The organism is Hyphomicrobium sp. MC1 (assembly GCF_000253295.1).
Lineage (GTDB): Bacteria > Pseudomonadota > Alphaproteobacteria > Rhizobiales > Hyphomicrobiaceae > Hyphomicrobium_B.
The window spans coordinates 2,528,839-2,555,333 of sequence record NC_015717.1; the positions used below are offsets into that span (position 1 = coordinate 2,528,839).

The 26,495-nt window shown below is 61.6% G+C and carries 21 protein-coding genes and 2 tRNA genes; 7 read left to right on the top strand and 16 right to left on the bottom strand.

The genetic code is table 11. From position 1 onward, the window contains the following. Positions 1-4: 4 nt before the first annotated feature. The 8 genes from tatB to HYPMC_RS12440 all read right to left on the bottom strand — a co-directional run bounded on the left by tatB (position 5) and on the right by HYPMC_RS12440 (position 8,715). A complete protein-coding gene (gene tatB / locus HYPMC_RS12405) occupies positions 5-448 on the bottom strand; it encodes a Sec-independent protein translocase protein TatB (RefSeq protein WP_013948303.1) in 444 nt (147 codons plus the stop codon). A gap of 47 nt (positions 449-495) precedes the next feature. Continuing rightward, positions 496-702, bottom strand: coding sequence for a twin-arginine translocase TatA/TatE family subunit (locus tag HYPMC_RS12410; protein WP_013948304.1), 207 nt, complete (start codon positions 700-702; stop codon positions 496-498). A 219-nt stretch (positions 703-921) separates the two neighbouring features. Beyond that, positions 922-1,776 carry an SMC-Scp complex subunit ScpB gene (gene scpB, locus HYPMC_RS12415; protein WP_013948305.1) on the bottom strand — a complete coding sequence of 285 codons (855 nt, stop codon included), beginning with the start codon at positions 1,774-1,776 and terminating at the stop codon, positions 922-924. A gap of 39 nt (positions 1,777-1,815) precedes the next feature. Beyond that, complete coding sequence (locus HYPMC_RS12420; RefSeq protein WP_013948306.1) at positions 1,816-2,652, bottom strand: ScpA family protein; 837 nt, start codon at positions 2,650-2,652, stop codon at positions 1,816-1,818. Positions 2,653-2,725: 73 nt separating this feature from the next. After that, entirely contained in the window at positions 2,726-3,748 is a 1,023-nt protein-coding gene (gene nagZ / locus HYPMC_RS12425; protein WP_013948307.1) for a beta-N-acetylhexosaminidase, read from the bottom strand. Positions 3,749-3,850: 102 nt separating this feature from the next. Further along, entirely contained in the window at positions 3,851-5,587 is a 1,737-nt protein-coding gene (locus tag HYPMC_RS12430; protein ID WP_013948308.1) for an SPOR domain-containing protein, read from the bottom strand. 62 nt (positions 5,588-5,649) lie between these two features. Then, positions 5,650-7,410 (bottom strand): arginine--tRNA ligase, encoded by a 1,761-nt coding sequence (argS, locus tag HYPMC_RS12435; protein WP_013948309.1) that lies wholly within the window; start codon positions 7,408-7,410, stop codon positions 5,650-5,652. A gap of 75 nt (positions 7,411-7,485) precedes the next feature. Then, a complete protein-coding gene (locus HYPMC_RS12440; protein ID WP_013948310.1) occupies positions 7,486-8,715 on the bottom strand; it encodes a deoxyguanosinetriphosphate triphosphohydrolase in 1,230 nt (409 codons plus the stop codon). 120 nt (positions 8,716-8,835) lie between these two features. On the opposite strand from HYPMC_RS12440, the gene erpA reads away from it, so the two are divergent. Further along, complete coding sequence (erpA, locus tag HYPMC_RS12445; RefSeq protein WP_013948311.1) at positions 8,836-9,159, top strand: iron-sulfur cluster insertion protein ErpA; 324 nt, start codon at positions 8,836-8,838, stop codon at positions 9,157-9,159. Between the two features lie 84 nt (positions 9,160-9,243). Then, positions 9,244-10,026, top strand: a complete 783-nt coding sequence (xth, locus tag HYPMC_RS12450) for an exodeoxyribonuclease III (RefSeq protein WP_013948312.1) — start codon at positions 9,244-9,246, stop codon at positions 10,024-10,026. Positions 10,027-10,100: 74 nt separating this feature from the next. On the opposite strand, the gene HYPMC_RS12455 is transcribed toward xth, so the two are convergent. Then, on the bottom strand, positions 10,101-11,210 hold the full coding sequence (locus HYPMC_RS12455) for a tetratricopeptide repeat protein (RefSeq protein ID WP_013948313.1): 1,110 nt from the start codon (positions 11,208-11,210) through the stop codon (positions 10,101-10,103). Continuing rightward, complete coding sequence (gene ilvD / locus HYPMC_RS12460) at positions 11,197-12,921, bottom strand: dihydroxy-acid dehydratase (RefSeq protein WP_013948314.1); 1,725 nt, start codon at positions 12,919-12,921, stop codon at positions 11,197-11,199. The genes HYPMC_RS12455 and ilvD overlap by 14 nt, the downstream gene beginning before the upstream one ends. A gap of 485 nt (positions 12,922-13,406) precedes the next feature. On the opposite strand from ilvD, the gene HYPMC_RS12465 reads away from it, so the two are divergent. Continuing rightward, positions 13,407-14,465, top strand: coding sequence for a M48 family metallopeptidase (locus HYPMC_RS12465; protein WP_013948316.1), 1,059 nt, complete (start codon positions 13,407-13,409; stop codon positions 14,463-14,465). Between the two features lie 15 nt (positions 14,466-14,480). Here HYPMC_RS12465 and HYPMC_RS12470 read toward each other — a convergent pair whose 3' ends face one another. Beyond that, positions 14,481-15,542: an SDR family oxidoreductase gene (locus tag HYPMC_RS12470; RefSeq protein WP_013948317.1), complete on the bottom strand. Its 1,062-nt coding sequence runs from the start codon at positions 15,540-15,542 to the stop codon at positions 14,481-14,483. Positions 15,543-15,635: 93 nt separating this feature from the next. Here HYPMC_RS12470 and HYPMC_RS12475 point away from each other — a divergent pair, with 93 nt between their 5' ends. Next, entirely contained in the window at positions 15,636-16,070 is a 435-nt protein-coding gene (locus HYPMC_RS12475) for a helix-turn-helix domain-containing protein (protein ID WP_013948318.1), read from the top strand. 72 nt (positions 16,071-16,142) lie between these two features. Beyond that, positions 16,143-16,745: a DUF2939 domain-containing protein gene (locus tag HYPMC_RS12480; protein WP_013948320.1), complete on the top strand. Its 603-nt coding sequence runs from the start codon at positions 16,143-16,145 to the stop codon at positions 16,743-16,745. Between the two features lie 105 nt (positions 16,746-16,850). On the opposite strand, the gene HYPMC_RS12485 is transcribed toward HYPMC_RS12480, so the two are convergent. The 5 genes from HYPMC_RS12485 to HYPMC_RS12505 form a co-directional block, all read right to left on the bottom strand. Next, positions 16,851-19,619: a valine--tRNA ligase gene (locus tag HYPMC_RS12485; RefSeq protein ID WP_013948321.1), complete on the bottom strand. Its 2,769-nt coding sequence runs from the start codon at positions 19,617-19,619 to the stop codon at positions 16,851-16,853. Positions 19,620-19,742: 123 nt separating this feature from the next. Continuing rightward, positions 19,743-20,453: a DUF2497 domain-containing protein gene (locus tag HYPMC_RS12490; protein ID WP_013948322.1), complete on the bottom strand. Its 711-nt coding sequence runs from the start codon at positions 20,451-20,453 to the stop codon at positions 19,743-19,745. Positions 20,454-20,784: 331 nt separating this feature from the next. Continuing rightward, on the bottom strand, positions 20,785-22,593 hold the full coding sequence (locus HYPMC_RS24940; protein ID WP_041300115.1) for a DUF2497 domain-containing protein: 1,809 nt from the start codon (positions 22,591-22,593) through the stop codon (positions 20,785-20,787). Positions 22,594-22,856: 263 nt separating this feature from the next. Then, entirely contained in the window at positions 22,857-24,257 is a 1,401-nt protein-coding gene (locus HYPMC_RS12500) for a TolC family outer membrane protein (RefSeq protein WP_155831245.1), read from the bottom strand. Between the two features lie 363 nt (positions 24,258-24,620). Then, entirely contained in the window at positions 24,621-25,274 is a 654-nt protein-coding gene (locus HYPMC_RS12505) for a protein-L-isoaspartate O-methyltransferase (protein WP_013948326.1), read from the bottom strand. Positions 25,275-25,627: 353 nt separating this feature from the next. Here HYPMC_RS12505 and HYPMC_RS12510 point away from each other — a divergent pair. Both HYPMC_RS12510 and HYPMC_RS12515 read left to right on the top strand, forming a co-directional pair. Then, positions 25,628-25,701: transfer RNA gene (locus HYPMC_RS12510), tRNA-Cys, on the top strand. 121 nt (positions 25,702-25,822) lie between these two features. Then, positions 25,823-25,897: transfer RNA gene (locus HYPMC_RS12515), tRNA-Asn, on the top strand. Positions 25,898-26,495: the final 598 nt, after the last annotated feature.

Genomic DNA, 26,495 nt, shown 5'->3' on the forward strand with positions numbered 1-26,495 from the left:
GACGTCAGGACTCCGCTTTTACGGCGGCTTGCCGTGCTTCTGCCGCAGCCATCTCAGAGGGCGACGCGGGCATCGGCGGCAATGGGAGGGGAGTCATCTGCGGAGCAGTGGTGTCGGGCTGAATGGCAGGAGCTGCGGCGCTGGCCGACATAGGCGCGGCTGGCGCTTCGATCTTGGCGGCGGACGCCGCATCGTTGATCGTGCTCTTGGCCTTCATGACTTCGGAATTGATCGAGCTTTGCATTTGCTCGACTTCCTTGCGCATCGAATCAAGCTCAGCTTCACGCATCGCGGCGTCGAACTGAGCTTTGAAGTCGTTCGCGTGCCGGCGCACCATCCCGGCGTAGCGGCCGAGGGTGCGCAGGAAGACCGGCAATTCCTTGGGACCAACGAAAACAAGCGTCACGATCCCGAGGATCAGAAGCTCGCTCCAGCTGATGTCAAACATCGAGCAACCCTGTCGAGATCAGCCGCAACGCTGCGAGCCCGAAGCGGTCACCCGACCTTCGAACGGTCCGGATTGGTTGCTTCGTTTTCGATCGTCCGCGGCATGGGCTTAGGCTCATCGTCCTCGGCCATGCCCTTCTTGAAGCTCTTGATGCCCTTGGCAACGTCGCCCATCAACTCGGAAATCTTGCCGCGGCCGAACAGCAGCAGGGCAATGATCAAGAGCAGAAGAATGTGTTGCGCGCTGAAACCCATCGTAAGACCTTTCGGCGGCAGCCTGGAGTTGATGGAAGGCTGCTGCTCAACGTATTTAAGGCTTTATCGCAGAACCTCCAAGGCGCGGCAAGGTTCGCATCGCCTCACCGCGGCTCAGGGAGCTCCGGCGAATTGCCTAGGTTCGCTCGAATTGCTGCGGATTTGGCCATTTGCGGCCTCGCAGCGGACAAATTAATGAAAAGTAATTTTCGCTGGGATTTACTTTTCGCCGTCGTCCGGCGCTTCGGCCGCGGTCTCGTCGTCGGCTTCCGGCTCGTCTGCCTCGTCGAGCGCGAGTTCTTCCTGCTCCTCCTCCTCGTCGCCATCGTCGGTCAACGGAAGCTCATCCGGCATCAGGGCAGCAACGTCGGTTGGTGACGGGACCGTGAAGCCCGGCGGCAGGTTGGCATCGAGAAGGCCCGATGCCTTGAGATCGGCAAGACCGGGTAGGTCCTTGATGCTGTCCATGCCGAAGTGGACCAGGAACTCCTCAGTCGTTCCATAAGTCAGCGGACGGCCAGGAGCGCGGCGGCGACCACGCGGCCGAATCCAGCCCGTCTCCATCAGCACGTCGAGCGTTCCAGGCGACGTCGAGACGCCGCGGATTTCCTCAATCTCGGCGCGCGTCACAGGCTGGTGGTAGGCGACGATCGCCAGCGTTTCGAGCGCGGCCTTGGAAAGCTTGCGCTCGTCCTTCTGCTGGCGTTCGAGCAGAAAGGAAAGATCGTCGGCCGTGCGGAACTGCCAGCGCCCGGCGACGCGCACGAGATTGACGCCGCGATCGCGGTATTCGGCCTGCAATTCGGTCAGCAGCGCGTTGACGTCGTCATCACCGTCGAGGCCACGCATGAGTGCTTTGACATCGAGAGGTTCGGAAGCTGCAAACAGCATGGCTTCGAGACGGCGAAGCTTTTCGCGATTGCGGCTTTGGACCTCCGGCGCGTCCACCTTCTCCGGATCGCTCAATGCGGCAGGCGGAGCGTCGGCGCGCGTCTCTGGCGAGGCGCCGCTCGCGGGCGTTTCTTTCTTCTCGCGGGTATTGTCCGACACCAATGTCAGTCTCGGCGGAACCATGGCTTTATCAGTCCCCTTATAGCGATCTTTGCGGCGCAATTAGCCGATCTTTTCCCACTGAGCGCCTTCCTCGCGCTTGCGCATGTAAATCGGCGCGAACGGCTCGTCCTGGCGAAGCTCGATTAACCCTTCCCGGGCCATTTCCAGCGTCGCGCCGAAGGAACTCGCGAGTGCAGAGCGTTCCTCCTCGTTCTTCGGCAGGTATTGCTCAAAAAAGAGATCGAGCTGAGCCCAGTGGCCCTCGGTGGCGCCAACCAGCTTTTCGAGCCTCAGGCGCGCTTCCTTGATCGACCACACGCGGCGCGCTTTCACGACGTGAACGACGCGAATGGTGCGCTTTCGCTGGTCGGAATACGCCTTCAACAGATCGTAGACAGCGGCCGTGTAGGTCGTATCGCGCGTGACCTTGATGTGCTCGGGCAGGCCGCGTGCAAAGACATCACGATCGAGCCGGCGGCGCGTCATCAGCACGGCGGCCTTGTCGCGCATAGCGTTGAGGCGCATGAGACGGAAGGACAGCTTCTGCGCCAGTTCTTCGGCCGTCGCCGTATCGGCGCTGTCTTTTTCCTTGGGCAGCAGAAGTCGGGATTTGAGGTAGGCCAGCCACGCCGCCATGACGAGATAATCGGCGGCGATTTCTAGTCTCAGGCGTTGCGCCTCAGCGATGAAGCCAAGATATTGCTCGACCAGCGCCAGGATCGAAACCTTCGCGAGGTCGACCTTTTGCGTCCGCGCCAGTGCGAGCAGCAAATCGAGCGGGCCTTCGAAACCGTCGATATCGACGACGAAGGCTTCGCCTGCAGCCGGCATGTCATCCAGGCCGGAAGCCTCCCATTCGGGAGCCTCTCCTTCGCCCTCGGCTGCCATCTCGTCCATCGGATCTCGGTTTCGTTGTCGCGGCAAAGTGCCTGCGGCCAATCGCTGGCGCACCGCCGGACACTACACTGATTCAAACGGTCGGAGTCTGCTCGTCCAGGAGTGCGGCCAAGAGTTGCAGAGCCCGCTCTTTATCGTAAGGCTCCGGGGGCGTGACGCAAGCGCAGGCTGCGGCAAATCTTTCGGCGGCGCGGCCCGAAAGCTTCGGCACTCCCTCGGCGGCGGCGCGCATTTCGTCGATATCGCCGTTGCAGTGAAGGGCTAGATCGGAGCCCGCGGCGATTACGGCTTCGGCCCGGGCGCGCATGGGTCCGCTCAGCGCCTGCATGCTCAGATCGTCACTCATCAGCAGGTTGTCGAACCCGATCTCGCCGCGGATGACATCGCGCGTCACGACGGCCGATGTGCTGGCGGGGTTTTCGGCGTCAATATCGGCATAGACGACGTGGGCGGTCATGGCGGCCGGCAGCGCGGCCAGCGCTTTAAACGGAGCGAAGTCGGTCGCCGACAACGTCTTGTGCGAGGTCATGACGACGGGCAGCGCCAGATGACTATCCGCCGTAGCGCGGCCGTGGCCTGGGATGTGTTTCACGACCGGTACGACGCCGCCCGCTAGATAACCGTCGGCAACCGCCTGCGCCAGCGCCACGACCTGGGAGACGCCTCGGCCATAGGCGCGGTCGCTGATGATTTCGTGGGCGCCTTCGACGGGCAGGTCGGCGACGGGCGCGCAGTTCATCGTGATGCCGAAGGCGCGAAGCTCTTCCGCCGTTAAACGGGCAACCGCGAAGGCGGCTTCTTTCCCCTCCTCCGGGTCTTCTGCAAACAAATCTGCGAAGGCCGCAGCGGGGGGCAGTGCGCGAGCGATCGGGGGCCTGAGGCGTTGAACTCGGCCGCCCTCCTGATCGATCAGAACGAGGAAATCATCACTGCCGACCGCGTTTTTCGTCTCGTCGATCAGGCGCGCGATCTGCCCCCGGTCGAAGACGTTGCGGCGAAACAGGATCACACCGGCAGGCTGGACGTCGCGATAGAAGCGCCGCTCGTCATCGGTGAGCGTGACACCGGAAAGACCGGCGATCAGACTTGCCGTCATTACAAGTTGGCCCTCCAAGGCCGTTCGTAACAAAGCCCGCAGCCGACACGCAACCGGCCGGCGCGGTGGCGCCAGCCGGGCAGATAACGGGGCGGCAGAAGATCAGTACGACGTCACCCAGCAGCCTTGATAGCCTTCAGCTTTCAGCTGCACGCAAACGTTGCTGGCCTGCTCGCGCGAGCCCGGCGGCCCGACCACGAGACGATCATAGACGCCCTTCGACAGATTTGCAGAGGCAATGTCGGGTGTTTTACCGGCGAGCGCCGTGGAATATTTCTGCTGCATGTCCGCAAATCGCTTCAAAGCATCAATGCGGCTCGAAGACGAATGCGGGATCGAGGCGAGAACTGCGACGAAGTCGGTACCGCTATGCGTCGTCACGGGCGGCGCATCGCTGTTCGCATCCGTTTCGACCGTCGGCTCCGCACGCGCGACCTTCTTGTATTTCTTCTTCGGTGGCGTCGGCGCATTGTCGCTGGTCGGCGAATTGATCGTCGTAATCTTGACCGGCTTTGATTTCTGCGGCGGAGCGGCGTCGTCAGGTTCGGACGGCGCGTCATTTGTGGCGGGCGGCGGAGGCGAAGCGGCCGCTGCCTGCTGCTGCTGGCCGAAGACATCCACGAGGGCGGTACCGGGCACGCCAGCTCCGCCTTGCTGTGGCGGCGTCGCCAGATCTTGAGTGGGCGTCGCGGGCGCCATGATGCTGCCGTCGCGGCCCACGACCAGCGTAGAAACCTTCCGCGGACCGTCTTGGTCTTGCGACGCCTCGCCGTCGGACGAGCCGTTTGCGGCTTCGGCCGATGCCGACGAGGTGCCGTCGCCGAGGCGGCCCATGATCTTGGTATCGGAATACGGGAACTGTTTGCCGCCGGCGTCCGCCGGTTTGGTCTTGGCGGCATAATCATCGCTCTTGATCACGGGCGGCTCGCCTTCGGGATGGCTGCCGCCGGTCAATTTTTTGTAGCCGTAGGCGACGCCGCCACCGATCACGATGGCGCCGACCAAAGCCGCGAGAATCAACATGGGGCGGCGGCTGCGCGGCGCGACTTCCTCGTCCTCGTATTCGTACTCTTCGTCGCTATAGACGGGCTCCAGCTCACCGCCCTCGGCCTGGGCGAAACCGAGCTGCGGGTCACCGTGCTGTTGCTGCTGATAGATATCGTGACCGAACGAATCGTGCGGCCCGGCCCAGTCGGCGGCGCTTAGCTCGTTCTCGTGATACTGCTGCTGGCCGAACGTCGGCGCAGAATGAGCGGGCTGTTGCACCGGATAGGATGGCTGCTGCGGCGTGCCGAAACCGCCCGGATCGAAGCCGCGCGGCTCCGGCTCGCGGGCGGGCCACTGCGGCGCGCGGGTCTGCGGCTGCTGCGTGCCGTAATCCGACGTGTGCTGCGGCTGGGTGAAGCTTGGCGCCGACTGCGGCTGACGCTGTTGCGGCGGCTGGGTGTAATTGGGCCGTGACGGCGGAACGTAAGGCTCGAACTGCGGCGCATAAGGGTCGTGCTGCTGGCCGCCGTTGTCCTGTGGATAGCCACCGTATCCGGTCTGTGACCCGGACTGTACGCCACCACGCTGCGGTTCGCTCCACTGGCCGTAATCCGGTTGCTGAGGCGCGGCGGGCTGGCGGCCGCCGAACCCCTGCTGACCGTAATCAGGGTAATTCTGCGCCGGCTGCTGCTGCGGCGGCCACGCATTCGCCTGCTGTGGCTGCTGCTGAGGACGGCCTACCGGCTGCGCCTGCGGATTGACCCAGGATGGCTGGGAATTGCTCGTCTGCGTTGTGGGGCGGGCAAGCGGCCTGCCGGAATTCTGCCCGGGAAATGCGTTCTGCGAGGACATCGCGGAAACCCCCTTAGAGTGGGGCGCAAGTAGTGGTTGCGCCTAATCGTCGAGTCGAGACTTTAACGCATTGCGTCGGGCGCCTCGACGCCTAGGATCCCAAGCCCCGATTTTATCACCGTCTTTGTCGCGGAAATCAGCGCGAGTCTGGCTGAAGTCGCAACCCCGTCATTTGCCTGAATAAATCGTAAATGTGGCGAATCGTTGCCTCGGGTCCATTGGGTGTGGAGAGCGCTCGCGAGATCATAGAGGTAGAACGCGATCCGATGCGGCTCGTGCGCGGCCGCGGCACCTTCGATCAGGCGTGGGAAACTGGCGAGGCGTTTGACGAGATCAATTTCGCCCGCATCCGTCAGGATCGAGAGATCAGCGTTCTGAAGCGCTTGGGTCGACACGTCTATGCCGGCGACCTGCTCGGCTGCGTTCCGCAAGACGCTGGCGGCCCGAGCGTGAGCATACTGCACGTAGAAGACGGGGTTGTCCTTTGACTGCTCGGTGACCTTGGCGAAGTCGAAGTCGAGCGTTTCCTGGTTCTTCCGGTAAAGCATCATGTAGCGGACCGGATCGCGGCCCACCTCGTCCACCACATCGCGAAGGGTCACGAAGGTGCCCGCCCGCTTCGACATCTTGTAGGGCTCGCCGCCTTTGAACAGGCGAACGAGATTGACGACCTTGATATCGAGGTCGGCTTCCCCGTCAGATAGCGCGGCAACCGCGGCTTTCATCCTCGGGATGTAGCCGACGTGATCGGCGCCGAAGACGTTGATCAGATGGCGGAAGCCCCGCTGCAACTTGTCGTAATGGTAGGCGACGTCGCCCGCGAAGTAGGTGTAGCTGCCGTCGGACTTTTGCAGCGCGCGGTCTTCATCGTCGCCATAGGCGGTTGATTTGAACAGCGTCTGGACGCGGTCTTCCCACTCATCGTCGTCGTGGCCCTTCGGCTTTTCGAGCGTGCCTTCGTAGATAAGGCCCTTGGCCCGCAGCACCTCGATCGCGGCCTTGACCTGGTCGCGGCCGTTCGAGGTCAGCGAGGCTTCGGAGAAGAAGACGTCGTGGCGGATGTTGAGCGCGGCGAGATCGTCCTTGATCATCTCCATCATTTTGGAGATCGCGAAGGAGCGTACGAGCGGCAGCCAGCGCTCTTCCGGCATGTTGAGGAGCGATGGACCATGCTCAGCGGCGAGCGCGGCTCCGACCGGCTTCAGGTATTCACCGGGATAGAGACCTTCCGGAATGGCGCCGATATCCTCGCCCAGCGCTTCGCGGTAGCGCAGAAAGGCAGAGCGTGCGAGCACATTCACCTGCCCGCCCGCGTCGTTGATGTAGTATTCACGCGTAACGTCGAAACCGGCAAAGACGAGAAGGTTTGCGAGCGCGTCACCAAACACGGCGCCGCGGCAATGACCGACGTGCATCGGTCCAGTGGGATTGGCCGACACGTACTCGACGTTGAGCTTGCCGCTTTGGCTGACGGTGCCTGCGCCGTAGCGCTGGCCGGACTTCAAAATCGTGCGGACGAGCTGCTGCCAGACTTCCGGCTTGAACGTGATGTTGAGGAAGCCCGGACCGGCGACTTCGACCTTCTCGACGTCCGGCGCGGTTTCGAGCTTTGCCTTTAATGCCTCGGCGATATCGCGCGGTTTCATCTTCGCGGGCTTCGCCAGCATCATCGCGGCGTTGACGGCGACGTCGCCATGGCTCGCATCGCGGGGCGGTTCGGCGTCGAAGGATGGAAGCGGAAGATCCGCAGGCAGAACGCCCTCTGATTTCAGAGCTTCGAGCGCGGTCGTTACGCGGGCGGCGACTTCGGCGAAAACGTTCATGAAAGGCCTTTTTGATGCGCGCTGGCGACGCCCCTGCGGGGAGCCGGCCGCCAGCGGGGAAATGGGGCTTCGCGCCTAGCCCAGTTCCGGGGTGACGTCAAATAGGCGGCGGTGTTCGGCAAGCGCGTATCGGTCGGTCTGTCCGGCCAGGAAGTCGCATGCCAGGTGCGCGCGCTGCCGCTCATCGAGGCCGGGAAGCGCTTCGCGCCAGCCCGTGGGAAGCGTTTCGGCGTCGGCGTGATATTTCTCGAAGAGGTCACGGACGACCTTCTCCGCCTGCTTCATGACGCCCAAAACGCGCCCGTGGTGATAGACGGCTTGGAACAGGAAGCTCTTGAGACGGCCGAGATCGGCGGCCATGCCGGCGGAGAACGCGACCGCAGCTCGGCCTGCGGCGCTAATGTCATCCGGGCTGTTGGGAGCGATAGCTGCGAGACGGCGGCGGCTTTCAGTGACGATGTCGGCGACCATGACGGTGATCATGCGGCGCGTCACCTCGTAGATGGCCCGGCTTGGTTCGGCACCGTGCGCGATGGCCTGAACATCTCGCGCGATCGGCCCGGCCACCGGCACGTCGAACAACATGTCGAACGTAATCAATCCGGCGCGCAGACCGTCATCGACGTCATGCGAGAGATAAGCGACGTCGTCGGCGAGACTTGCAACCTGCGCTTCGGCGGACGGCCATGCATCGAGGTGCAACGATTTCCAAGCCTCGATGTGGCCCAAGACCTTGGCAACCGCGCTATCGGCCTTCGACAGCGGTCCGTTATGCTTGGCGAGACCTTCGAGCGTTTCCCAGGAGAGGTTCAGGCCGTCGAAGGCCAGATACTTGCGTTCGAGCGTCGTCACGATACGCAGCGATTGGGCGTTGTGGTCGAAACCACCGTAGGCTTTCATAGCATCGTCGAGAGCGCGTTCACCCGCATGCCCGAATGGAGAATGCCCGAGGTCATGCGCCAGCGCGATCGTCTCGGCCAGGTCTTCATCGAGACGAAGCTGGCGGGCAACGGTGCGGGCGATCTGCGCGACCTCCAGCGAGTGGGTCAGCCGGGTTCGGAAATGGTCGCCTTCATGCGGCAGGAAGACTTGCGTCTTGTAGGTCAAACGCCGGAAGGCGGTCGCGTGCAAAATGCGGTCGCGGTCGCGCTGGAACGGGCTGCGGGTCGGGCAATCCGATTCGGGAAAGTAGCGCCCCCGCGACGGCACAGCATTCGCGGCATAAGGCGCGGGCCTACGCTCTCCCGGCCGGAGGTTCTGGCCATAATCCAAGGGGTCCGGCAGCGATTTAGCCTGGGTTGCCATTATCCGCGAGCTTTAAGCATTTGACTTCGACTGCCGCCTTCCTATCTTTTGAGGGTTCCGGATGCCAGCTTTCTCGGCCGGCGATTGGGGCTTTTTAACCGCTCAAGATTTGATCGTACGATGACAATCACCGTCACAGACCGTGCCGCAAACCGCATCGCGGAAATCGTTGCCAACGAGGCCGCCGCGCCGGTGTTGCGCGTTTCGGTTGAAGGTGGCGGCTGCTCGGGCTTCCAATATAAGTTCGATCTTGTCGGTCACAAAGCCGACGACGATCTTGTGATCCAGCACAACGGCGCAACCGTGGTAATTGATCCGGTTTCCCAGCAATATATGGAAGGCGCCGAGATCGACTTCGTCGACGACCTGATTGGCGCGTCGTTCAAGATCAACAATCCGGTGGCGACGGCCTCTTGCGGCTGCGGCACCAGCTTTTCGATCTGACCCGTCTCATTTAGCGCTATTTTCCTCGATGGCCGGGACAAGCCTCGCCATGGTGTATTGAAATTCTATGGACGTAGCGCGAGCATGATCATCGCAACGTGGAACATCAACGGCGTCAAAGCGCGGCTCGAAGCGGCGCTGACCTATTTGCGCAACCACGCGCCCGACGTCGTCTGTCTGCAAGAGATCAAGTCCGTCGATGACGGCTTCCCAGCGCAAGCCTTTCAGGACATGGGCTACAACGTCGCGACGAACGGACAAAAGGGTTTTAACGGCGTCGCGATCCTGTCGAAGACCCCGCTTGAAGATGTGGTGCGCGGATTGCCGGGCGATGATAGCGACCAGCATTCGCGCTGGATCGAGGCATCGGTGGCGCTCGGGCCGAAAATGATCCGCGTGGTGTCGCTCTACCTGCCGAACGGCAATCCCATCGGGACAGAGAAGTTTGCCTACAAGCTCGCCTGGATGAAACGCATGCAGACACGCGCCAAAGCGCTGCTTGCCGAGGAAATGCCACTGATCCTTGCGGGCGATTTCAATGTCATTCCGGAGCCCGAAGACGCCAAGCGGCCGCAAGCGTGGGCGAACGACGCACTATTCCAGCCTGAGAGCCGGTCGGCATGGCGGGCGCTCGTCAATCTCGGTTTTACGGACGCGACGCGCGCGTGCCATCCGGGACCGGGCGTCTACACATTCTGGGATTATCAAGCGGGCGCATTCCGGAAGGACGACGGCATTCGCATCGATCACATGCTGCTTTCAAGCCAGGCCGCCGACCTGCTGCGCTCCTCCGGCATTGACCGGGAAACGCGTGCGCAAGAAAAGCCGTCCGATCATGTGCCGGTGTGGGTAAAGCTCGCCGCTTGAGCATGGCCGATGGTCCTCGGGACAACCCCGAGGATGACATTCGGAAAATCGCAGGGCGAGTGCGTCTCCGGCTACTAGCGCGCAGTCTCTCCGTTCGGTGTCAGGCCGACGACGGGTGCCGGTACCGGAGCAGCCACGGCGGCAGCCTCCGAAGCAGGCTGGATGCTGGCCGCGCCTGCTGGAATGAGCGAGCTGCGCCGGGGCTGCGGCGCCGTCGGCGTGCTGATCATCTGCGGTTGCGGAATAGGCTTTTTCGGATCGGTCGCCAAAACGCTCATTGGGCGGACGAGTTCGCCATTCGCGCAAGTCCGAACCGGCTCGACCGTCAGATCGTCCAAACCATCGCGGCTTTCCTGCAGATCCGGGCTGCGGCCATAGCGATTGTGCCACTCGGCGACGCGACCTGTGGCCTGCTGGCGAACACCTTCACCGGCATTACAGAAAATGTTCTGGTAGATGTCTTCGATCCACACGCGCTCGCTCGGCGGTGCATTGGCCACCGCAACGTCGATCAGGTTCAACGCCGCCGCCTGGTTTTTCTGGACGAACTTTCCGCGCCACATCAAGTCGGCGAGGAATGCCTGAGCGCCAGGATGGCCGGCCTGCGAAAGCCGCGACAACCAATGGCGGCCGTTCTCGATCTTGCTGGCCGGATCGTCGTAACCAGTGACGGTCATGTCCGGCCCCTCGCCGCGCAGATAAACCTTGGCGAGTTCGAATTGCGCGTCCTCGTCGTTGAAGGTCAGCGCGGCGCGCTGAAGATCGCGATTGGCTTCCTCGACATCCGGCTGAATGCCTGCCGAGGGGATGCCATCGCGCAAATACATCGAAACCGCGGTCAGCGACTTGGCAGCAATCGGCGCCAGATCATCGTCGTCTGGATCGACGTCTTGCAGCTCGTCTGCCAGCTCCTTGTAGAGATGGAAGGCCTTGCCATGATCCGTGTACGCACCTTCGTTGTCGGCGTAGATGCGCGCTTCATAAAAGTGAGCGATCTGGGGCTTGGTCGCTTCCAAGGCTTCCAGCGCCGGGAGCGCCAATTCGTAATAGCCGCCGTTGAACGCCGAAATGCCTTGCTTCATCGCGTCGTCGGACGAGCGGAATACCACGGTTCCCGCCATCGCCGTGCCCAACATCAGAATGGACGCAACGCTTCCTGCAACTGCAAGCTTAAATATCCGCATAGCAGTGAACTTCCGCCTTTCCTCCCGCATGGGTTACAGCGCCGAATCTGGCCGGTCCCACTTGGTCCGCAAATTTTCTCAGTGCCCCTGACTGATACATGTTCGACGGCGCCTTCCATGCCTCGCGCCGTTTCTTCAGCTCTTCCTCTCCCACCTCAAGATCGAGCGTTCCTGCTTCGGCATCGATCACGATGACGTCGCCGTTGCGAATGAGTGCAATCGGTCCGCCGACAGCAGCCTCGGGACCGACGTGGCCGATGCAAAGCCCGCGTGTTGCGCCGGAGAAGCGTCCGTCAGTGATGAGCGCAACCTTGTCGCCAGCGCCCTGGCCATAGAGCGCCGCGGTTGTCGAGAGCATCTCACGCATGCCGGGTCCGCCCTTGGGACCTTCATAGCGGATGATGATCACGTCGCCGTCCTTGTACTTGCGATCCTCGACCGCTTCGAACGCATCTTCTTCGCAGTCAAAGCACAGGGCCGTGCCGCGAAATTTCAACGTCTTCAGGCCGGCGACCTTCACAATTGCACCATCAGGCGCGAGCGAACCTTTGAGGCCTACCACGCCGCCCGTTTTCGAGATCGGATTGGAAACCGGAAAAACGACTTTTTGGTCGCGATTGAATTCCACGCTTTCGAGATTTTGCGCGAGTGTCTTCCCGGTCACGGTGAGGCAATCACCGTGCAATACACCGCCTTCGAGCAGAGCCTTCAAGATCTGCGGCACGCCGCCGATGTCGTAGACGTCTTTCGCGACGTATTTGCCACCGGGCTTCAGGTCGGCAATGTACGGCGTTTTCCGGAAAATCTCGGCGACATCGAACAGATCGAAGTCGATGCCGACTTCGTTTGCCATGGCGGGCAGATGCAGCGCGCCGTTGGTCGAGCCGCCGGTCGCGGCCACGACGATTGCCGCATTCTCAAAAGCTTTGCGCGTGCAGATATCGCGCGGCCGGAGGCCATCGGCGACGAGGCGCATGACAGCCTTGCCGCTTTCGATGGCAAGCGCGTCGCGGCTTTCGTACGGCGCGGGCGCTCCGGCCGAACCGGGAAGCGCCAAGCCAATGGCCTCGGAGACACAGGCCATCGTGTTCGCGGTGAACTGGCCGCCGCACGATCCGGCCGATGGGCAGGCGACGCACTCAAGCTCATGAAGCTCGGCATCCGACATCTTGCCCGCGGAGTGCATGCCGACGCCTTCGAAAACATCGACAACGGTTACGTCGCGGCCCTTGAAGCGGCCCGGCAGAATCGAGCCACCATAAATGAAAACGCTCGGCACATTGAGGCGCAGCATCGCCATCATCATGCCCGGCAGGCTCTTGTCGCAGCCCGCGACGCCGACGAGTGCGTCGTAGCAGTGGCCGCGCATCGTGAGTTCGATCGAATCGGCGATGACCTCGCGCGAGACGAGGCTCGACTTCATGCCCTGGTGGCCCATCGCGATGCCGTCGGTAACGGTGATGGTGCAGAATTCGCGCGGCGTGCCGCCACCTTCAGTCACCCCGGTTTTCACCGACTGGGCCTGGCGCATCAACGAGATGTTGCACGGCGCGGCTTCGTTCCAGCACGAGGCAACGCCGACGAACGGGCGGTGGATGTCCTCTTCCTTGAGGCCCATCGCATAGTAATAGGAACGGTGCGGCGCGCGCGACGGCCCTTCCGTCACGTGGCGGCTCGGCAATTTCGATTTGTCGAACGTCTTTGCGTCCATTCATTCCTCTTCGGACATCTGCCGATGTCCGTTTCTCATCCGGCGATCGAAACGATGCCAGGATGCCAGTCGCAGAGCCGCTGTACAGGCACAGCGAACAAAAAATCGCTGCCGCGTCGCCGGGACTATCGTCCAGCACGTGCGCGGTCATTGTGGCTCGAAAGTGGCGTAGCCCTTTCGGGAAGTTGCTTAACGGCAACATCGGTCATCGGACCGGCACTTCATGCTTAATGTTGCGTTGCCCGGCAGCCTGACGGCCTGCGAATTTTTGGTCGGGCTCATGCGCATTTCGCCTAGGACTGAGTCCGCACAAAGGCTCGACTTTGTCACCGGCAAGACATTTCCTTCACCGGTGACCGTGCTTACATGGCGGATCGCCGCATCGAGAAACAGCGCCAAGCCCCATGTCGTCATCTGGCCGTTCCGCAGTGCCCCTCACCGCCTCAAGCTATTGCCGGTTCACGCCGGGACGTGGACAGGCACCGATGGACGGCACCGCCCATCTTGGGCTGACGGGCGTGGAGATCGATCTCGCCGATCGAAATCCACGGCGCATCTGGCACTATGCGGGGCTGAAGGTCGACGAGCCGATCAGGCCCAACGCCATCGACGTCTTGTTGACGTCGCGTGATGAGCCGAATGCATCGCTGTTTGTGCAGGGCTCGGCGTTCGCGGCGGGTTTGCGCGAGCGCGCGCCGCATCTCTCCCAACGTGCGCGGCAACTACGGCGGAGGCGGATCTGGATAACGCTGCTTGCGCTTTTCGCCGGGCTCGTCGCGGCTGGCTTCGTGCTGAGCTGGAGCCCAGCCAAATGGATCGCCAAGACCTTGCCGCTCAGCTGGCGCGAACGGCTCGGCAATGCGGCACGCGACTCGATGACCGAAGGCTACAAGGAATGCGTCGATCCGGCGGGCGTCGCAGCGCTCAAGACGCTCAGTGAGCGCCTTTCCAAAGGCGTGCCTGCGGGAACGACGTTCGACATTCACGTTTACGACTGGCCGCTGATGAATGCGTTTGCGGTGCCGGGCGAGCAAATCGTTCTGACGAAAGGCCTGATCGACAAAGCGGGAAGCGCGGACGAAGTCGCGGGCGTTCTGGCGCACGAGATGGGACACGGCATCGAGACGGACCCAGAGGCTGCCCTCATTCGCGGTGTCGGCCTCGGCGCGGCGCTGCAGATCATGCTCGGCGGAACGGCGGGCGGCGGCCTCGCCAATGTCGGGCTGATGCTGGCTCAGCTTGGCTATTCACGCGGCGCCGAGCATAAAGCCGACATTCACGCGCTGGAGCTTCTGAAGGCAGCGGGCATCTCTCAGAAAGGGCTCGGCGATTTTTTCACGCGCGTCACGAAGATGGAAACGGAGGGCGGCAGCCCGACCGGCGCGGTATCGTGGCTGCGCACGCATCCGCTCCCGGCAGAACGCGTGCGGCTCGTTCGGGCGCAGGCGGCTTATCCGGCGACGCCTGCCCTCGACGCGCAGTCGTGGGAGGATCTTAAATCCGTTTGCCGGACGACGCGCGAACCTGAGAAAGAAAAATCCTAGTAAGCGCCACCGCTCTCACGGGATGAGCTTCTCGTGTCGGAGTTGTTCAAACAGTGCGAAGAATGCATCGTCCGTCGGCATGTAATCGAGGAAACCAAGGCGGCGGCTTTTCGACATGTCCGTCACAACCTCAATCGGACGGCCGAGATCGGCGTCCGTGTGCCAGGGCGAAATGAGACGGTTGATATCGGCCTCGGCAAGGCCGTGACGAGCGGCGATATCGCGCCAGATCGGCGCGTCATCGGCCATCTGCCATTCCAACGGACGAACCACGCCGTCGAACGGCTCGGCAGCAATTCCGAACCAGCTTGCAATGCGCGACCACATCCAGTTCCAGCGAAATACGTCGCCATCAACGACGTTAAAGGCCTGGTCGAATGCTGCTGGAGTGGTCGACGCCCAAAGGAGATGGCGCGCCAGCAGCTTGGCGTCCGTCATATCGGTTAGGCGGCTCCACTGTACGTCAGAGCCCGGAAAGCGAAATAGACGGCCCGTCTCACGGCAGATTGAGGCGTAGACGGCGAGCGTCGTGCCCATGTTCATGGCGTTTCCAACGGCCTTGCCGATAATCGTATGCGGCCGGTGAACGCTCCAGGTAAAGCCGTCACGCGCCGCGGCGGCAAAGACTTCATCTTCTTGCGCATAATAAAAATTTGGAAGATCGAGCCGCGCTTGCTCTTCGCGGAATGGCGTTTGCGGCAGCTTGCCTTTGCCGTAAGCCTCGAACGGACCGAGGTAATGCTTGAGACCCGTGACCAGCGCGACGTGCCGCAATGATTTTTGCGGCCTGAGCGTATCGAGCAGGTTGCGAACCATGCGCGCATTGATGTCGATGTTTTCAGCTTCCGTTTTTTGTCGGAGCCAACTCGCAAAAATAACGTGCGTCGGGCGCAGGCCTGCGAGAGCTGCCTTGAGCGAAGCGGGATCGAGCAAGTCAGCCGCAACCGGCGTTATGCCTTCCTGCGGAACCGGACGGCGCGCCAACCCTGCGACGCTCCATCCTTCTTTACTTAAAAGTTCAGCGGCGGCGCTGCCGACAATGCCGCTGCTTCCGACGATTAGAGCGCTGTTGGTCATGACCGTTCCCCTATCCGGGTATCATGTAGACGCCCGGATCGTTTGGTTCTAGAAGGCACCCAAACGGGACATAGGCACCATGAGGTAACCAGAGTGCGCCGAACTTCGCCCAAGCAGGAGTTTCACGAAGATTGTGCGCCCCGCCGGGTACTGGAGATTTTCGCGAGCAAGTGGACGAGCATGATCCTGCATGTTCTGCACTCCGAACTTGGCGGCTCGGCCCGCACCGGCGTTCTATTGCGCAGTCTGCCGGGTATCTCGAAGAAAATGCTGACGCAAACGCTCCGCAGCATGGAAGCGAGCGGCCTCGTGGAGCGTCATGTGCACGGCACGGTGCCGCCAGCTGTCGATTACACAGTGACGCCGCTCGGCTGCCGCTTTGTCGAGCCGATTGAGCTGCTTTATGCCTGGGGGCGCACGAATGCGGACGCGCTCGACGCCTTCGTTACGAAGCCCAATTCGAAACTGCGACGCACGCGCATGAATAGCTCTCGCACCACACGAAAGATACCGCTGTCGGCTGTCTGAGGCGGTCCGATGCCGGGCGGAATTGCTTGCGGCGTTCGCAGTGACCGTACGTTGGTTTGGTATTGAAATACGATGAAGCCATTTGCCGTCATTGCCGCTCTACTCGCCTTCATTGCGGTCGCATACGTCGGCTCGCCGTTCGTGACGGCGTGGGGCATTCGCGAGGCGGTGCGCGACGGCGATTCCGATTATCTGGCGCGCGCTATCGAGTGGCCAAGCGTGCGCGAAACGCTGAAGCCGGCCATTGCGCAGATCGCCTTGAGCCTTCCCGATAGCGAGAAAGACGCGTCAGAGAAGCCAGGGTACTGGACACGCTTCAAGGCTTATTGGGGCCAGGGCGTCGTCGATGGTCTTGTCAATAAGTACGTGACGCCCGAAGGGTTGCCGAAACTTTTCAAACTTCGCCAGACCTATCGCACCTATGTCGAGAGCGATGATGACGCGAGCAAGCTGCCGATCTTTGAGCGCGTCTCGCGAGCGTGGGCGCGTGTAAAGCGCGCCGAGTTCACGAGCCTGACAAGCTTCGAGATCGACATGGAAGACAAGCATGATGCGTCGCGTCTCTATCTCGGGAAGCTGGAATTACGCCCCACCGGCTGGAAGCTGACATCGTTGCGCGTGAAGTTTCTGACGCCGGAGAAAGCGACTGTGCAGAAATTCACCGATCTCAATTGAGATTTGCGCGGATGGCTGCCTCTGCAGCCATCCGCGACAATAGCCAGCATTCCAACTGACGCATTCTAGATTCCGGCCTTCGCCGGGATGTCGGATTGAGCAAACCTAAGCCGCGTCGCTCAAGCGTTTGAGGGCGGCGGAGAAGCGCTTGATCTCGGCTTCGAGTTCAGCTTTGCGCTCTTTCGCTTCTTCGATCGCCTCTTCCTTCGCGCGTTCAATGAACTGCGGATTGGAGAGTTTCGCGTCCATCTTCTTCAGATCGCCTTCTGCGCCTTCGATCGCTTTCGCGAGGCGGCGTTTTTCGGCATCCATGTCGATGATACCGGCGAGCGGCAAGGCCGCCGTCGTCTCGCCTGCGACAACGAGGGCTGCACCTTTCGGCGCGGCCTCTTCGAAGTCGATTTCATCGACGCGTGCGATGCGCCGCAGCGTCTCGTCGTTGCGGCGTACGCGCAGACGCGTGACCTCATCGGCGCCGACGATAACGAGCGGAATTTTTGCGCCGGCGGGCACACTCATCTCGGTGCGGACCGAGCGGATTTCCGAGATGAGGTTGACGAGCCAGTTCACCTCGTTGACGGCATCGACTTCGACGAGACCATCGAGGTTCGGCCATTGACTGAGGCAGAGAAGCACATCACGCTTCACGCCGTGCTCGACCATGTGCGCCCACAGCTCTTCGGTGATGAAGGGCATGAACGGGTGCAGCATCTTTAAGATCTGGTCGAGCGTCCAGGCCGTGACGGCGCGCGTCTCGGACTTCGCGTCTTCTTCATCGCCCGCGAGCACCGGCTTGATGAGTTCCAGATACCAGTCGCAGAACTGGCCCCAGACGAAATCGTAGATCGCGCCGGCTGCTTCATTGAACTTGTAGGCTTCGAGCGCGGCAGTGACGGCCTTCGACGTCAGCTCGGTTTCGCCGATGATCCATTTGTTGAACGTCTGCACCGCCGTCTTCGGATCGAAGTCGCGCTGGCGCACGCACTCGTTCATTTCGGCGAAGCGCGAGGCGTTCCAGAGCTTGGTCGCGAAGTTGCGATAGCCTTCGACGCGCGATTTCGCGAGCTTGATGTCGCGGCCTTGCGCTGCCATCGCGGCGAGCGTGAAGCGCAGCGCGTCGGCGCCGAACTCGTCGATCAGGACGAGCGGGTCCATGACGTTGCCCTTCGACTTCGACATCTTCTGCCCCTTCTCGTCGCGAACGAGGGCATGGATGTAGACGTCTTTGAAGGGCACCTCCTTCATGAAGTGGAGACCCATCATCATCATGCGGGCGACCCAGAAGAAGATGATGTCGAAGCCCGTGACGAGGACGGACGTCGGGTAATAACGGTCAAGCTCGGGCGTGTCGTCGGGCCAGCCGAGCGTCGAGAACGGCCAGAGCGCGGACGAGAACCAAGTGTCGAGCACGTCTTCGTCGCGGGTCAGCGCAACGTCGCTGCCGTAATGCTTGTTCGCAAGAGCTTGCGCTTCTTCTTCGGTCGCGGCGACGAAAAACTTGCCGTCAGGCCCATACCACGCCGGGATCTGATGACCCCACCACAGCTGGCGCGAGATGCACCAGGGCTGGATGTTCCGCATCCACTCGAAGTAGGTCTTTTCCCAGTTCTTCGGCACGAAGACGGTCTTGCCGTTTTCGACGGCGGAGACGGCATTTTTCGCAAGCTCGCCCGCGTTGACGTACCACTGGTCCGTCAGCCATGGCTCGATGACGACGCCGGAGCGGTCGCCGTGCGGCACTGTATGTCCGGTCGGCTCGATCTTTTCGAGCAGGCCCAGCGCGTCGATGTCGGAGACGACTCTCTTGCGCGCGTCGAAGCGGTCGAGACCGCGATAGGCTTCGGGCGCTTCGTCGTTGATCTTGCCGAAGGCGTCGAGAATGTTGATCTGCGCAAGGTTGTGACGCTTGCCGACCTCAAAGTCGTTGAAGTCGTGCGCGGGCGTGATCTTCACCGCGCCGGTGCCCTTCTCAGGGTCCGAGTACTCGTCGGCGACGATCGGAATTTCACGGCCGACGAGCGGCAGCTTCACCTTTGCGCCTGCCTTGATCAGAGCAGCGTAGCGCTCATCATCCGGATGCACCGCGACGCCGGTATCGCCCAGCATCGTCTCGGGACGCGTCGTCGCGACGACGATGTAATCCTTGTCGTAGCCCGGCACTTTCTTCGTGAGCGGATAGCGGAAATGGTACATGTGGCCGCTCGGATCTTTCGCGAGCACCTTTGCAAGCGCCGCCGCATCGAACGGCTCGCCGCTGTCTTTCGACCACATGAATTTTCCGCGCGCTTCGACCTGCACGACTTCGAGATCGGAAATCGCGGTCTGGAACTTCGGGTCCCAGTTGACGAGGCGCTTATCCTTGTAGATCAGCCCTTCGTTGTAGAGCTGCACGAAGACCTTCACGACGGCCTTCGACAGGCCCTCGTCCATCGTGAAGCGCTCGCGGCTCCAATCGCAGGAGGCGCCGAGACGCTTCAACTGCGTGACGATGGTGCCACCGGATTCTTCTTTCCAGGTCCAGACGCGCTTCAAGAACTCCTCGCGGCCCAGCTCGCGGCGCGACGGCTTTTTGTTGGCGGTGAGCTGGCGCTCAACGACCATTTGCGTTGCGATGCCCGCGTGATCGGTGCCCGGCTGCCAGAGCGTGTCGCGTCCGCGCATGCGCTCGAAACGGACGAGGATGTCTTGCAAGGTGTTGTTGAGGGCGTGCCCCATATGGAGCGAGCCCGTCACGTTCGGCGGCGGGATGACGATCGAGTACGCCGCGTTCTTTCCGCCGGACGGGGCGCGCCCGGCCTTGAAGGCGTTGGCCTTCTCCCATTCGGAATTGATACGCGGCTCGATGTCGGCCGGTCGGAATGTCTTTTCAAGCATTGGAGGGAGCGTCGCTTTTCAGCTGTCAGGCCGTGATTTTCGGACCACGGTCGTAAGGCCGACCTTCGGCAGCTGTCAACCTTCGCTCCCTTCTACCCTGTCATCGCGCGTTTGCGACATGCCTCAGCGGCGCACGGGACCGACGTGGGTCGGCCGGCCGGTTTCCGTCATAAGCGCCTTCTCAACAATTTTAGGCATGTTTTCCGACAACCACTGGCGCAGAATCGGCCGCAGAAGCTGGGCCGCGGCGTCTTCGACATCGCCACCGGATTCAGCACCGAACGGGAAATCCGGCAGGCGCGGCGGCTGGGCCATATCGCCCATCGGGCCGCGCGGCGCGGGCGCTGGTTCCGGCGGCGGTTCGGCAGCCGGCTGCGACATCGCGCTCATGCGGTTCATACGGGTATCGAAGAACGACGGCATATTGCGTCTCTGGCTGTCGTTTTCAGCCGCAATCTTCTCGGCTGCGACCGACGAAATCTCTTTCTCTGCCTGCTCGCGCCGGACCGGCGGCGGTTCGATCATGCGGCCGTGGATCGGCTCGAATGGAATAACCGTGCGCGATCTCTCGCGCTCTGGTGGTGCTGATGCCAAAGCTTCACTTAGCCTCCCGAGTAAGTTGGGCCGCACGGAGGTCGGTTGCGCCGAAGACTTGAAGATCGCCGGCAGCTCGAAATCCGCAGCTTCTTCCGCGAGAGCGTTTCGACCGCGCAATACCGTCATGCGCGCCTCCCGCTTCTCGCTTTCGAACATGGGCGCGCGATCGGCAATACTCGTGCGGATCGAGGCCAGAATGTCCTCAACGTCGTGTTTCGCTCCGTTCATCTGTGTCATGACGCATCCTCTTCTGCGTACAAACTTCAAATCGCAGAACCGCGTCGGCAGCCCCGTTGTTGCCCCTCCGGTTCGTCGTAGCTGGATTGGAGATGTTCGCCGCAGCGCGCGTGCCCAACCCAGTGACGTCACGGGCTGCCGAACTTCGCGCTTGTCGGTCGATGCGGCCCCCCGCTGAAGGCAACGCTAGGACGGGGTCGAGGCAACCGTGTGGCGAAAGCCACGGGCAAGAATAAAATTGTTGTAGGGCCAGTGAGCCGAGAAAATCGCGCGTTATCGCGTCCCGGAGAGCACAGTCTCCGAGACGACGTTATCCACTTCGATCAATGGGCTAGTCGCGGGGGTTCTTTTGACCAGGCAAGAGACGCTCGGACATTTCACGACGAAGCGCGCGCTCGACGATCTTCGGCATATTTTCGGCGAGCCACGTTTTGAGCAGCGGCCTGAGAAGATCGGCGACAGCATCTTCCATCTGGCGGTCGAGCGCAGTTTCCGATGTCGTTGCAGGAAGCGTCGAATGCAGAACCGTTTCGTCGCGCTTATCGTCAGCAGCCGGCGTTGCAGATGACGACGGCGGCTCGGACGAGACTGTGCGAGCAGCAATCGCGGCCCAGGGCGGCTCCGGCGCAGACTGCTGTGCCGCGGACGAACGCCGCTCGGGTGCGCTTTCGGCAGCCGGGGCGAATGTCTCCATCACGCTCGGCGGCGGTGGCGGCGCAGGCTGGAAGGCATTAGCAAGCGGCTCCAGCTTGCGAGACGGACCCAGCGTGGCCGATACGCTTGGAACCGCGAAGGTAGGCCGTCCGCGCGGCGCAGGCGCTTCCGGTTCGGACTTCGGTGGAGGCGCTGCGATTGGCGATGCCGTCATCGCCGCTGGCGAGACGGCTTTTTCAGCCGGGCTGGCGCTTTGCGGCCCGAAGGGACCGAAATACGGAGCGCTGCTAAACGGATTGTTTGCCTCAACCGGCTTCGGTTCAGGAGATGTAGCGCGCGGCGCAGGGCGCGGCTCCTCTTCGGCGGCAGGTTCCGAAGTGCGGACTTGCTGGGGAGCCGGAGCGATGGGTTCGAATTTCGGCAGTGGCGCTGGCTCTGCGGGAGCGGACGCTTGCGGTGACGGCGTGGGCTTTGCGGCGGGAGCTGGCTCCGCCTCCGCAGCAGGAGCCGATGTGGTCTTCGGCGTAGGCGCTGACGCTTCCTGCGTTTCGATTTTCTGGTGTGGAGAAGCGGGCTTCGGCGCAAACGGCGACGGGCCAAGATCGAACGCGAACGGATCGCTGGCCTCTGGCTTCGACACCGTGTCTTTCGCCGCTTCCGTCGGGGCTGTTTCTTCCGCCTCGATTTTCGGCTCGTCGGGCTTTGCGGCCGTTTCGTCCGCTTGCGCCTTCGCACGGCTCTGGCGGAGCGCGTTAAGGTCCTCGCTCAGCAGTTCCGTCAACTGCGCTTCAATGCTTGCGGTATCGGTCTTGCTGACGGACTTGGCGGCTGCGGGCTCAGGCTCGACCTTGAGAATTGCAGGCGAGTCTTCCTTGACGATCGGAAGCGCCTCCTCGACGGGCACGACCTCGACCGTTTCGATGGTCACGGACCGGGCGGCCGCAATCTGAGCGTCGATCGAGAGCGTGTCGCTGCGCGAGATGGACGGCTGCGATGACGCGGGCGACTGCTGCTCGGCCTTGAATTCGTTCGTCGGCGCAGATTCAGTCGACCGTTCGTCACCGCGCGCCCGGAAGGGCTCTCGCGTCGGCGCCGCGTCACGATCGCGGAGCGAGGGCGAAACTCTGTCGAAAGGCGACGGCTCATCACGCGGACGAAGCCGCGACGACGGCGAAAGGTCAGCGCGTTCCGCCGCGGCAGAACGCGGACCTCCGAACGGCGCATCCGTGTCTTTCCGCGTCTCAGGCTCCGAGGACGGCGGCGATTTCAAAAAAGCCTCTCGCGACATGAACCCGCGCTGCGGTGTCGGCGCGGGAGCCTGGGTCGGCTGAGGCGAGGCTGATTTCGGCGTCGGCGAATAGGGCGTGCCTGGTTTGGGTGCCGCCGATGGCGCTCTCAGGCCGGATGAATCCTCCGCAATGATCTTGCGGATAGAGGCGAGGATCTCCTCCATGCTCGGCTCAGCGTTGGATTCAAGTCTCGACATACCCTACCTTTTTCGCAACTGAGCCGCCCGCGTTCACGGGCGCACGCGATGACTGCACCATAAAGGCCCGGTGTTTCGCCTGGAATCATCGCGCCATCAACGATTTCCATAATGGTGGCAGGTTGCGGAAAAACCGCAACAATCTCCGCCGAAGTTATCCCCGGAGAGCGGCACTCTCAAGGCGGCGAGGAGACGCTGAAATGCAAAAAAGCATCAAGGCCGGAAAAATCCGGCCTCGATAAACCCTTGGGAACTCTATCCGGTTACTTGGCCGGTGCGACATCCACGTGTTCCCGGCGGCCGTCGCCGTGGGTGATATCGATACCCCACCACTTGCTGCGAACCTGCTGGTAGTGGACTTCGGGATTGTAGACGGCCGTTGCGGCGCCGACTTCCGAGACGCTGAGGCGTCCGATTGCCGAAACCAGCGTATACGACGCGACGAGAATGTTGCGCTTCGTGGTCTCGAGGTTGACCTGGGACTGCAGCAATTCCTGCTGCGCGTTCAAGACGTCGAGAACCGTACGCTGACCGACCCGCTCTTCTTCGCGGACGCCGTTCAAAGCAGTGGTGTTGGCAACAATCGACGCCTTGTCCGATTCAGCCTGGGCCTTGAAGCCGACGAGCTGTGACCAAGCCTGAACCACCTGCGATTGGGCCGAAGCACGCTGCACCTCGATCTGCTGAAGCGCGGCAATATGGTTGTGCTTGGCTTGGCGAACCTGAGCGAAGACTTCGCCGCCCTGCGCATAAAGCGGAACAGTAACGCTGGCGACAACGGATGCAGACGTTCCCTGATCGATGCCTTCCGACGGGTCGTACTGATCGGTGTAGTTGGCTTCGAGTTGCGCCTGGGGCAGCAACTGGCCGCGAACCTGATCGACTGTGTAGCGGGCGGCCTGTTCTGAATAGAGCGCCTGCACGACGATCGGATTTTCTTTCGTACCGATCGCGATGGCGTCCTGCAGCGATCGCGGCACAAGCTTGGTGTTCGGATTGGCCTCAATCAAGTTGTAGGGCGGATGCCCCACGACCTGCTCGAAGATCGCACGGCTCGACTTCAAATTGGCGCGCGCCTGATCGAGGTCCGACTGACCGAGAGCGCGGCGAGCTTCCGACTGCGCAACGTCCGTCTTCGTCACTTCACCGACGGCGAAACGGTCTCTTTGAGCTTTCAGTTCGGCGTCGAGAAACTTGAGGTTGTTTTCATTCAGCTTGACGATCGCCTGATCGCGAGTGACGTCGCCGTAGGCTGTCACCGCATCGAGCAGAACTTGCTGTTCGGTGCTCCGCAACGTTTCACGGCCGGCACGGTCATTCGCTTCGGCCGCATTGACGGCGTTGGTGACCTGGAACCCGGTGAACAGCGGCTGCACGAGATCAATTGCATATCCACGCGGAGAACCGACGTTCGTCCCCGTCGTTCCTGGCACCGGAGAAACCGTTCTCGTGCGCTCACGGCCGACATTTGCCGAGGCGTTGATGTCAGGCCGATAGCCGGAGTTCGCACGAGCAATGTCTTCGTCTCGCGCACGCTGCTGCGCGCGGGCCGCATCGAGCGTCGGGCTGTACTGGTATGTCGCTGAGAGCGTATCGATCAGCGTTTCAGCGCTGACGTCAGTCGAAAAAGCGGCATAGGCCGCCAAAGCGATGAATGTAGTCAACGTGCGACGTTGGACCGAAGTCGCATCGCGACGGGACAATTGATTTGATTTTGTCTTAGCCAATTGTGTGCACCTGCATTCCACTCGCTGCCCCGAACAAGCGAGAGGACCCCCGTTTGTAACCCGTCTAGCCGATTCGATCCCGACCGACTAAAGGGTTTCCCCTTCTTAAACGCACTGCGTAATCTATGGCGGTATTTACGTCACGCCAGTGTTCGCCTGCGCTTTTGTTTGTAAGCGTTGCAGGAAATGCACTTCCCTGTCTTTCTTCAAAAGCTTCGGCGATCCATTTTCCAGCGCAACCCTGCATCAGCTCGGTCAAAAGACCGCCGACTGTGCCCCCTTTGCACCAGAAATCTCAATCTAGAATACAAAAGCAGGCCGCTCGACCGAGAAGCCAGCCAGCGGCAAAGCCGACGCCTGGAACCCCTCACGCAGAGCGAAGATTCCTCCCCGCTTATGAAACTCGACAGCCCTGCCGATCCGGTCATTCGTTGCGATGGCGACTAAACGGCCGTCCTCACGAACCTGCGGTTTCAGCGCCTCAGGCACTCGCTCGATGCCACCTTCGACGAGGACGACATCATATGGTGCCTTGGCCGACCAGCCAGCGGCTGCCGGGCCAGATACTGCGATAGCGTTCGTGATGCCGTTCGCCGCGAACGCGGCCTGAGCGGTCTTGGCGCTTTCCTCATCAGGCAGCAGTGCAACGACCTTGGCCGCAAACTGCGAGACGAGCGCTGCGCCATAACCAGCTTCACCGATGACGAGGACGTTATCGGCCTCTTCTATCTCGGCCAATTGAATGAGCTTGGCGAGAACGCGCGGCGCCAGCACCTCGCGTCCGGGCGCGATCATCAAACTTTCGTCGCTATAGGCCAAGTCTGCGAGCTTCGCGGGCAGAAAGGCTTCGCGCGGAATGACCGTCATGGCCGACGTGATGCGCCTGTCCGTCACGTCACTCGGACGGATTTGGCTTTCGACCATATTTTTGCGTTGCAGAGCAGTGTTCGTCACGCTTGTCTCCGCGCCGGAGTTCTTGCCTGTGTTAAGTCTTTCTATACGCAGTCCATGAGCCTCGCGCGACTGGAAAGCGGTCGCATGTGGGCGGTTTGCAACGCTTATCTACGGTACTCACTGACTAATTTGGCCCCTTGGGGAGGAAACATCCGCGTGCCAGCCGCCTGGCCCTTGCTCCGGTTGCGTCTCGAACCCTGGTGAGGCGGCCTCATCCGAACAATTTCAATCCATCTTCGTAACGGCTTGTAAGAAGCGCGGCGTCTGTGTTAGACGGCCCGTTCGATCGATTGGCGCCCGGATTTGCATGACCACATTGCGGTCCGGAGAGGCGGTTGGACGAATACGAGTGGGGCCACGTGGCGGAGTGGTGACGCAGCGGATTGCAAATCCGTGAACGCCGGTTCAATTCCGGCCGTGGCCTCCAAGCGTGCTTCGACTTGTCGCCGTCCGGCGTCGTTGGATACGCTAAAGAAAATCGAGCTAGCCTCTCGCCAGCGCAGACTCGTTCTGCTATGCGGGGCGCTTTCCGGGCACAGCCCCGGTATTCCGCGGTAGCTCAGTGGTAGAGCGTCCGACTGTTAATCGGATGGTCGTAGGTTCGAGCCCTACCCGCGGAGCCATTTCCAGCTGAAAATATTCGCTTACCTCGAAATGGCGGTCTACTCTCAAACCGATCTGCGGGCATACTAGGCAAGACCGACGATGGCCGTTATCGGTGCCTTGAACGGCCTTCGCCGGGCAAGAAATGCCGGTCCTGACCGCCGGGTTAATCGGGTCACCCCCACAACGTGTCGTCGACAATTACAAATCGGCCGCCAGGGCTTTCGTCACGGGCGAACTTGATCGCCGCTTGGCGCGTGCGGAATAGGCCGGCTTTACTCCCGTTGCCTTCGCGAATTTCCCACCATCCCGAAGAGTGGACCGCCATATGGAATATCGATGCGGAACAAACGCTTTGTTGGGAAGGAATGAGAGATCGTCCCGCTATTGGCTCCTTCTCAGCTGCCGCTGGCACTTTCTCGACACTATCGCTCGCACGCTGAGCGATCGATGACAATTCGATCAAACGGGCCTGACAAAACAGATCGGCGGAATTGTTCCGAGACGAATTTTGCGAATGAGGTTTGAACGGCATTTGCCGGCTCCACATTGGAACGAAAACGCAGAAGGTCAGACGGAGCTGAGAGCAAAGCCGTCCGACCTTCTGACTAATGACCT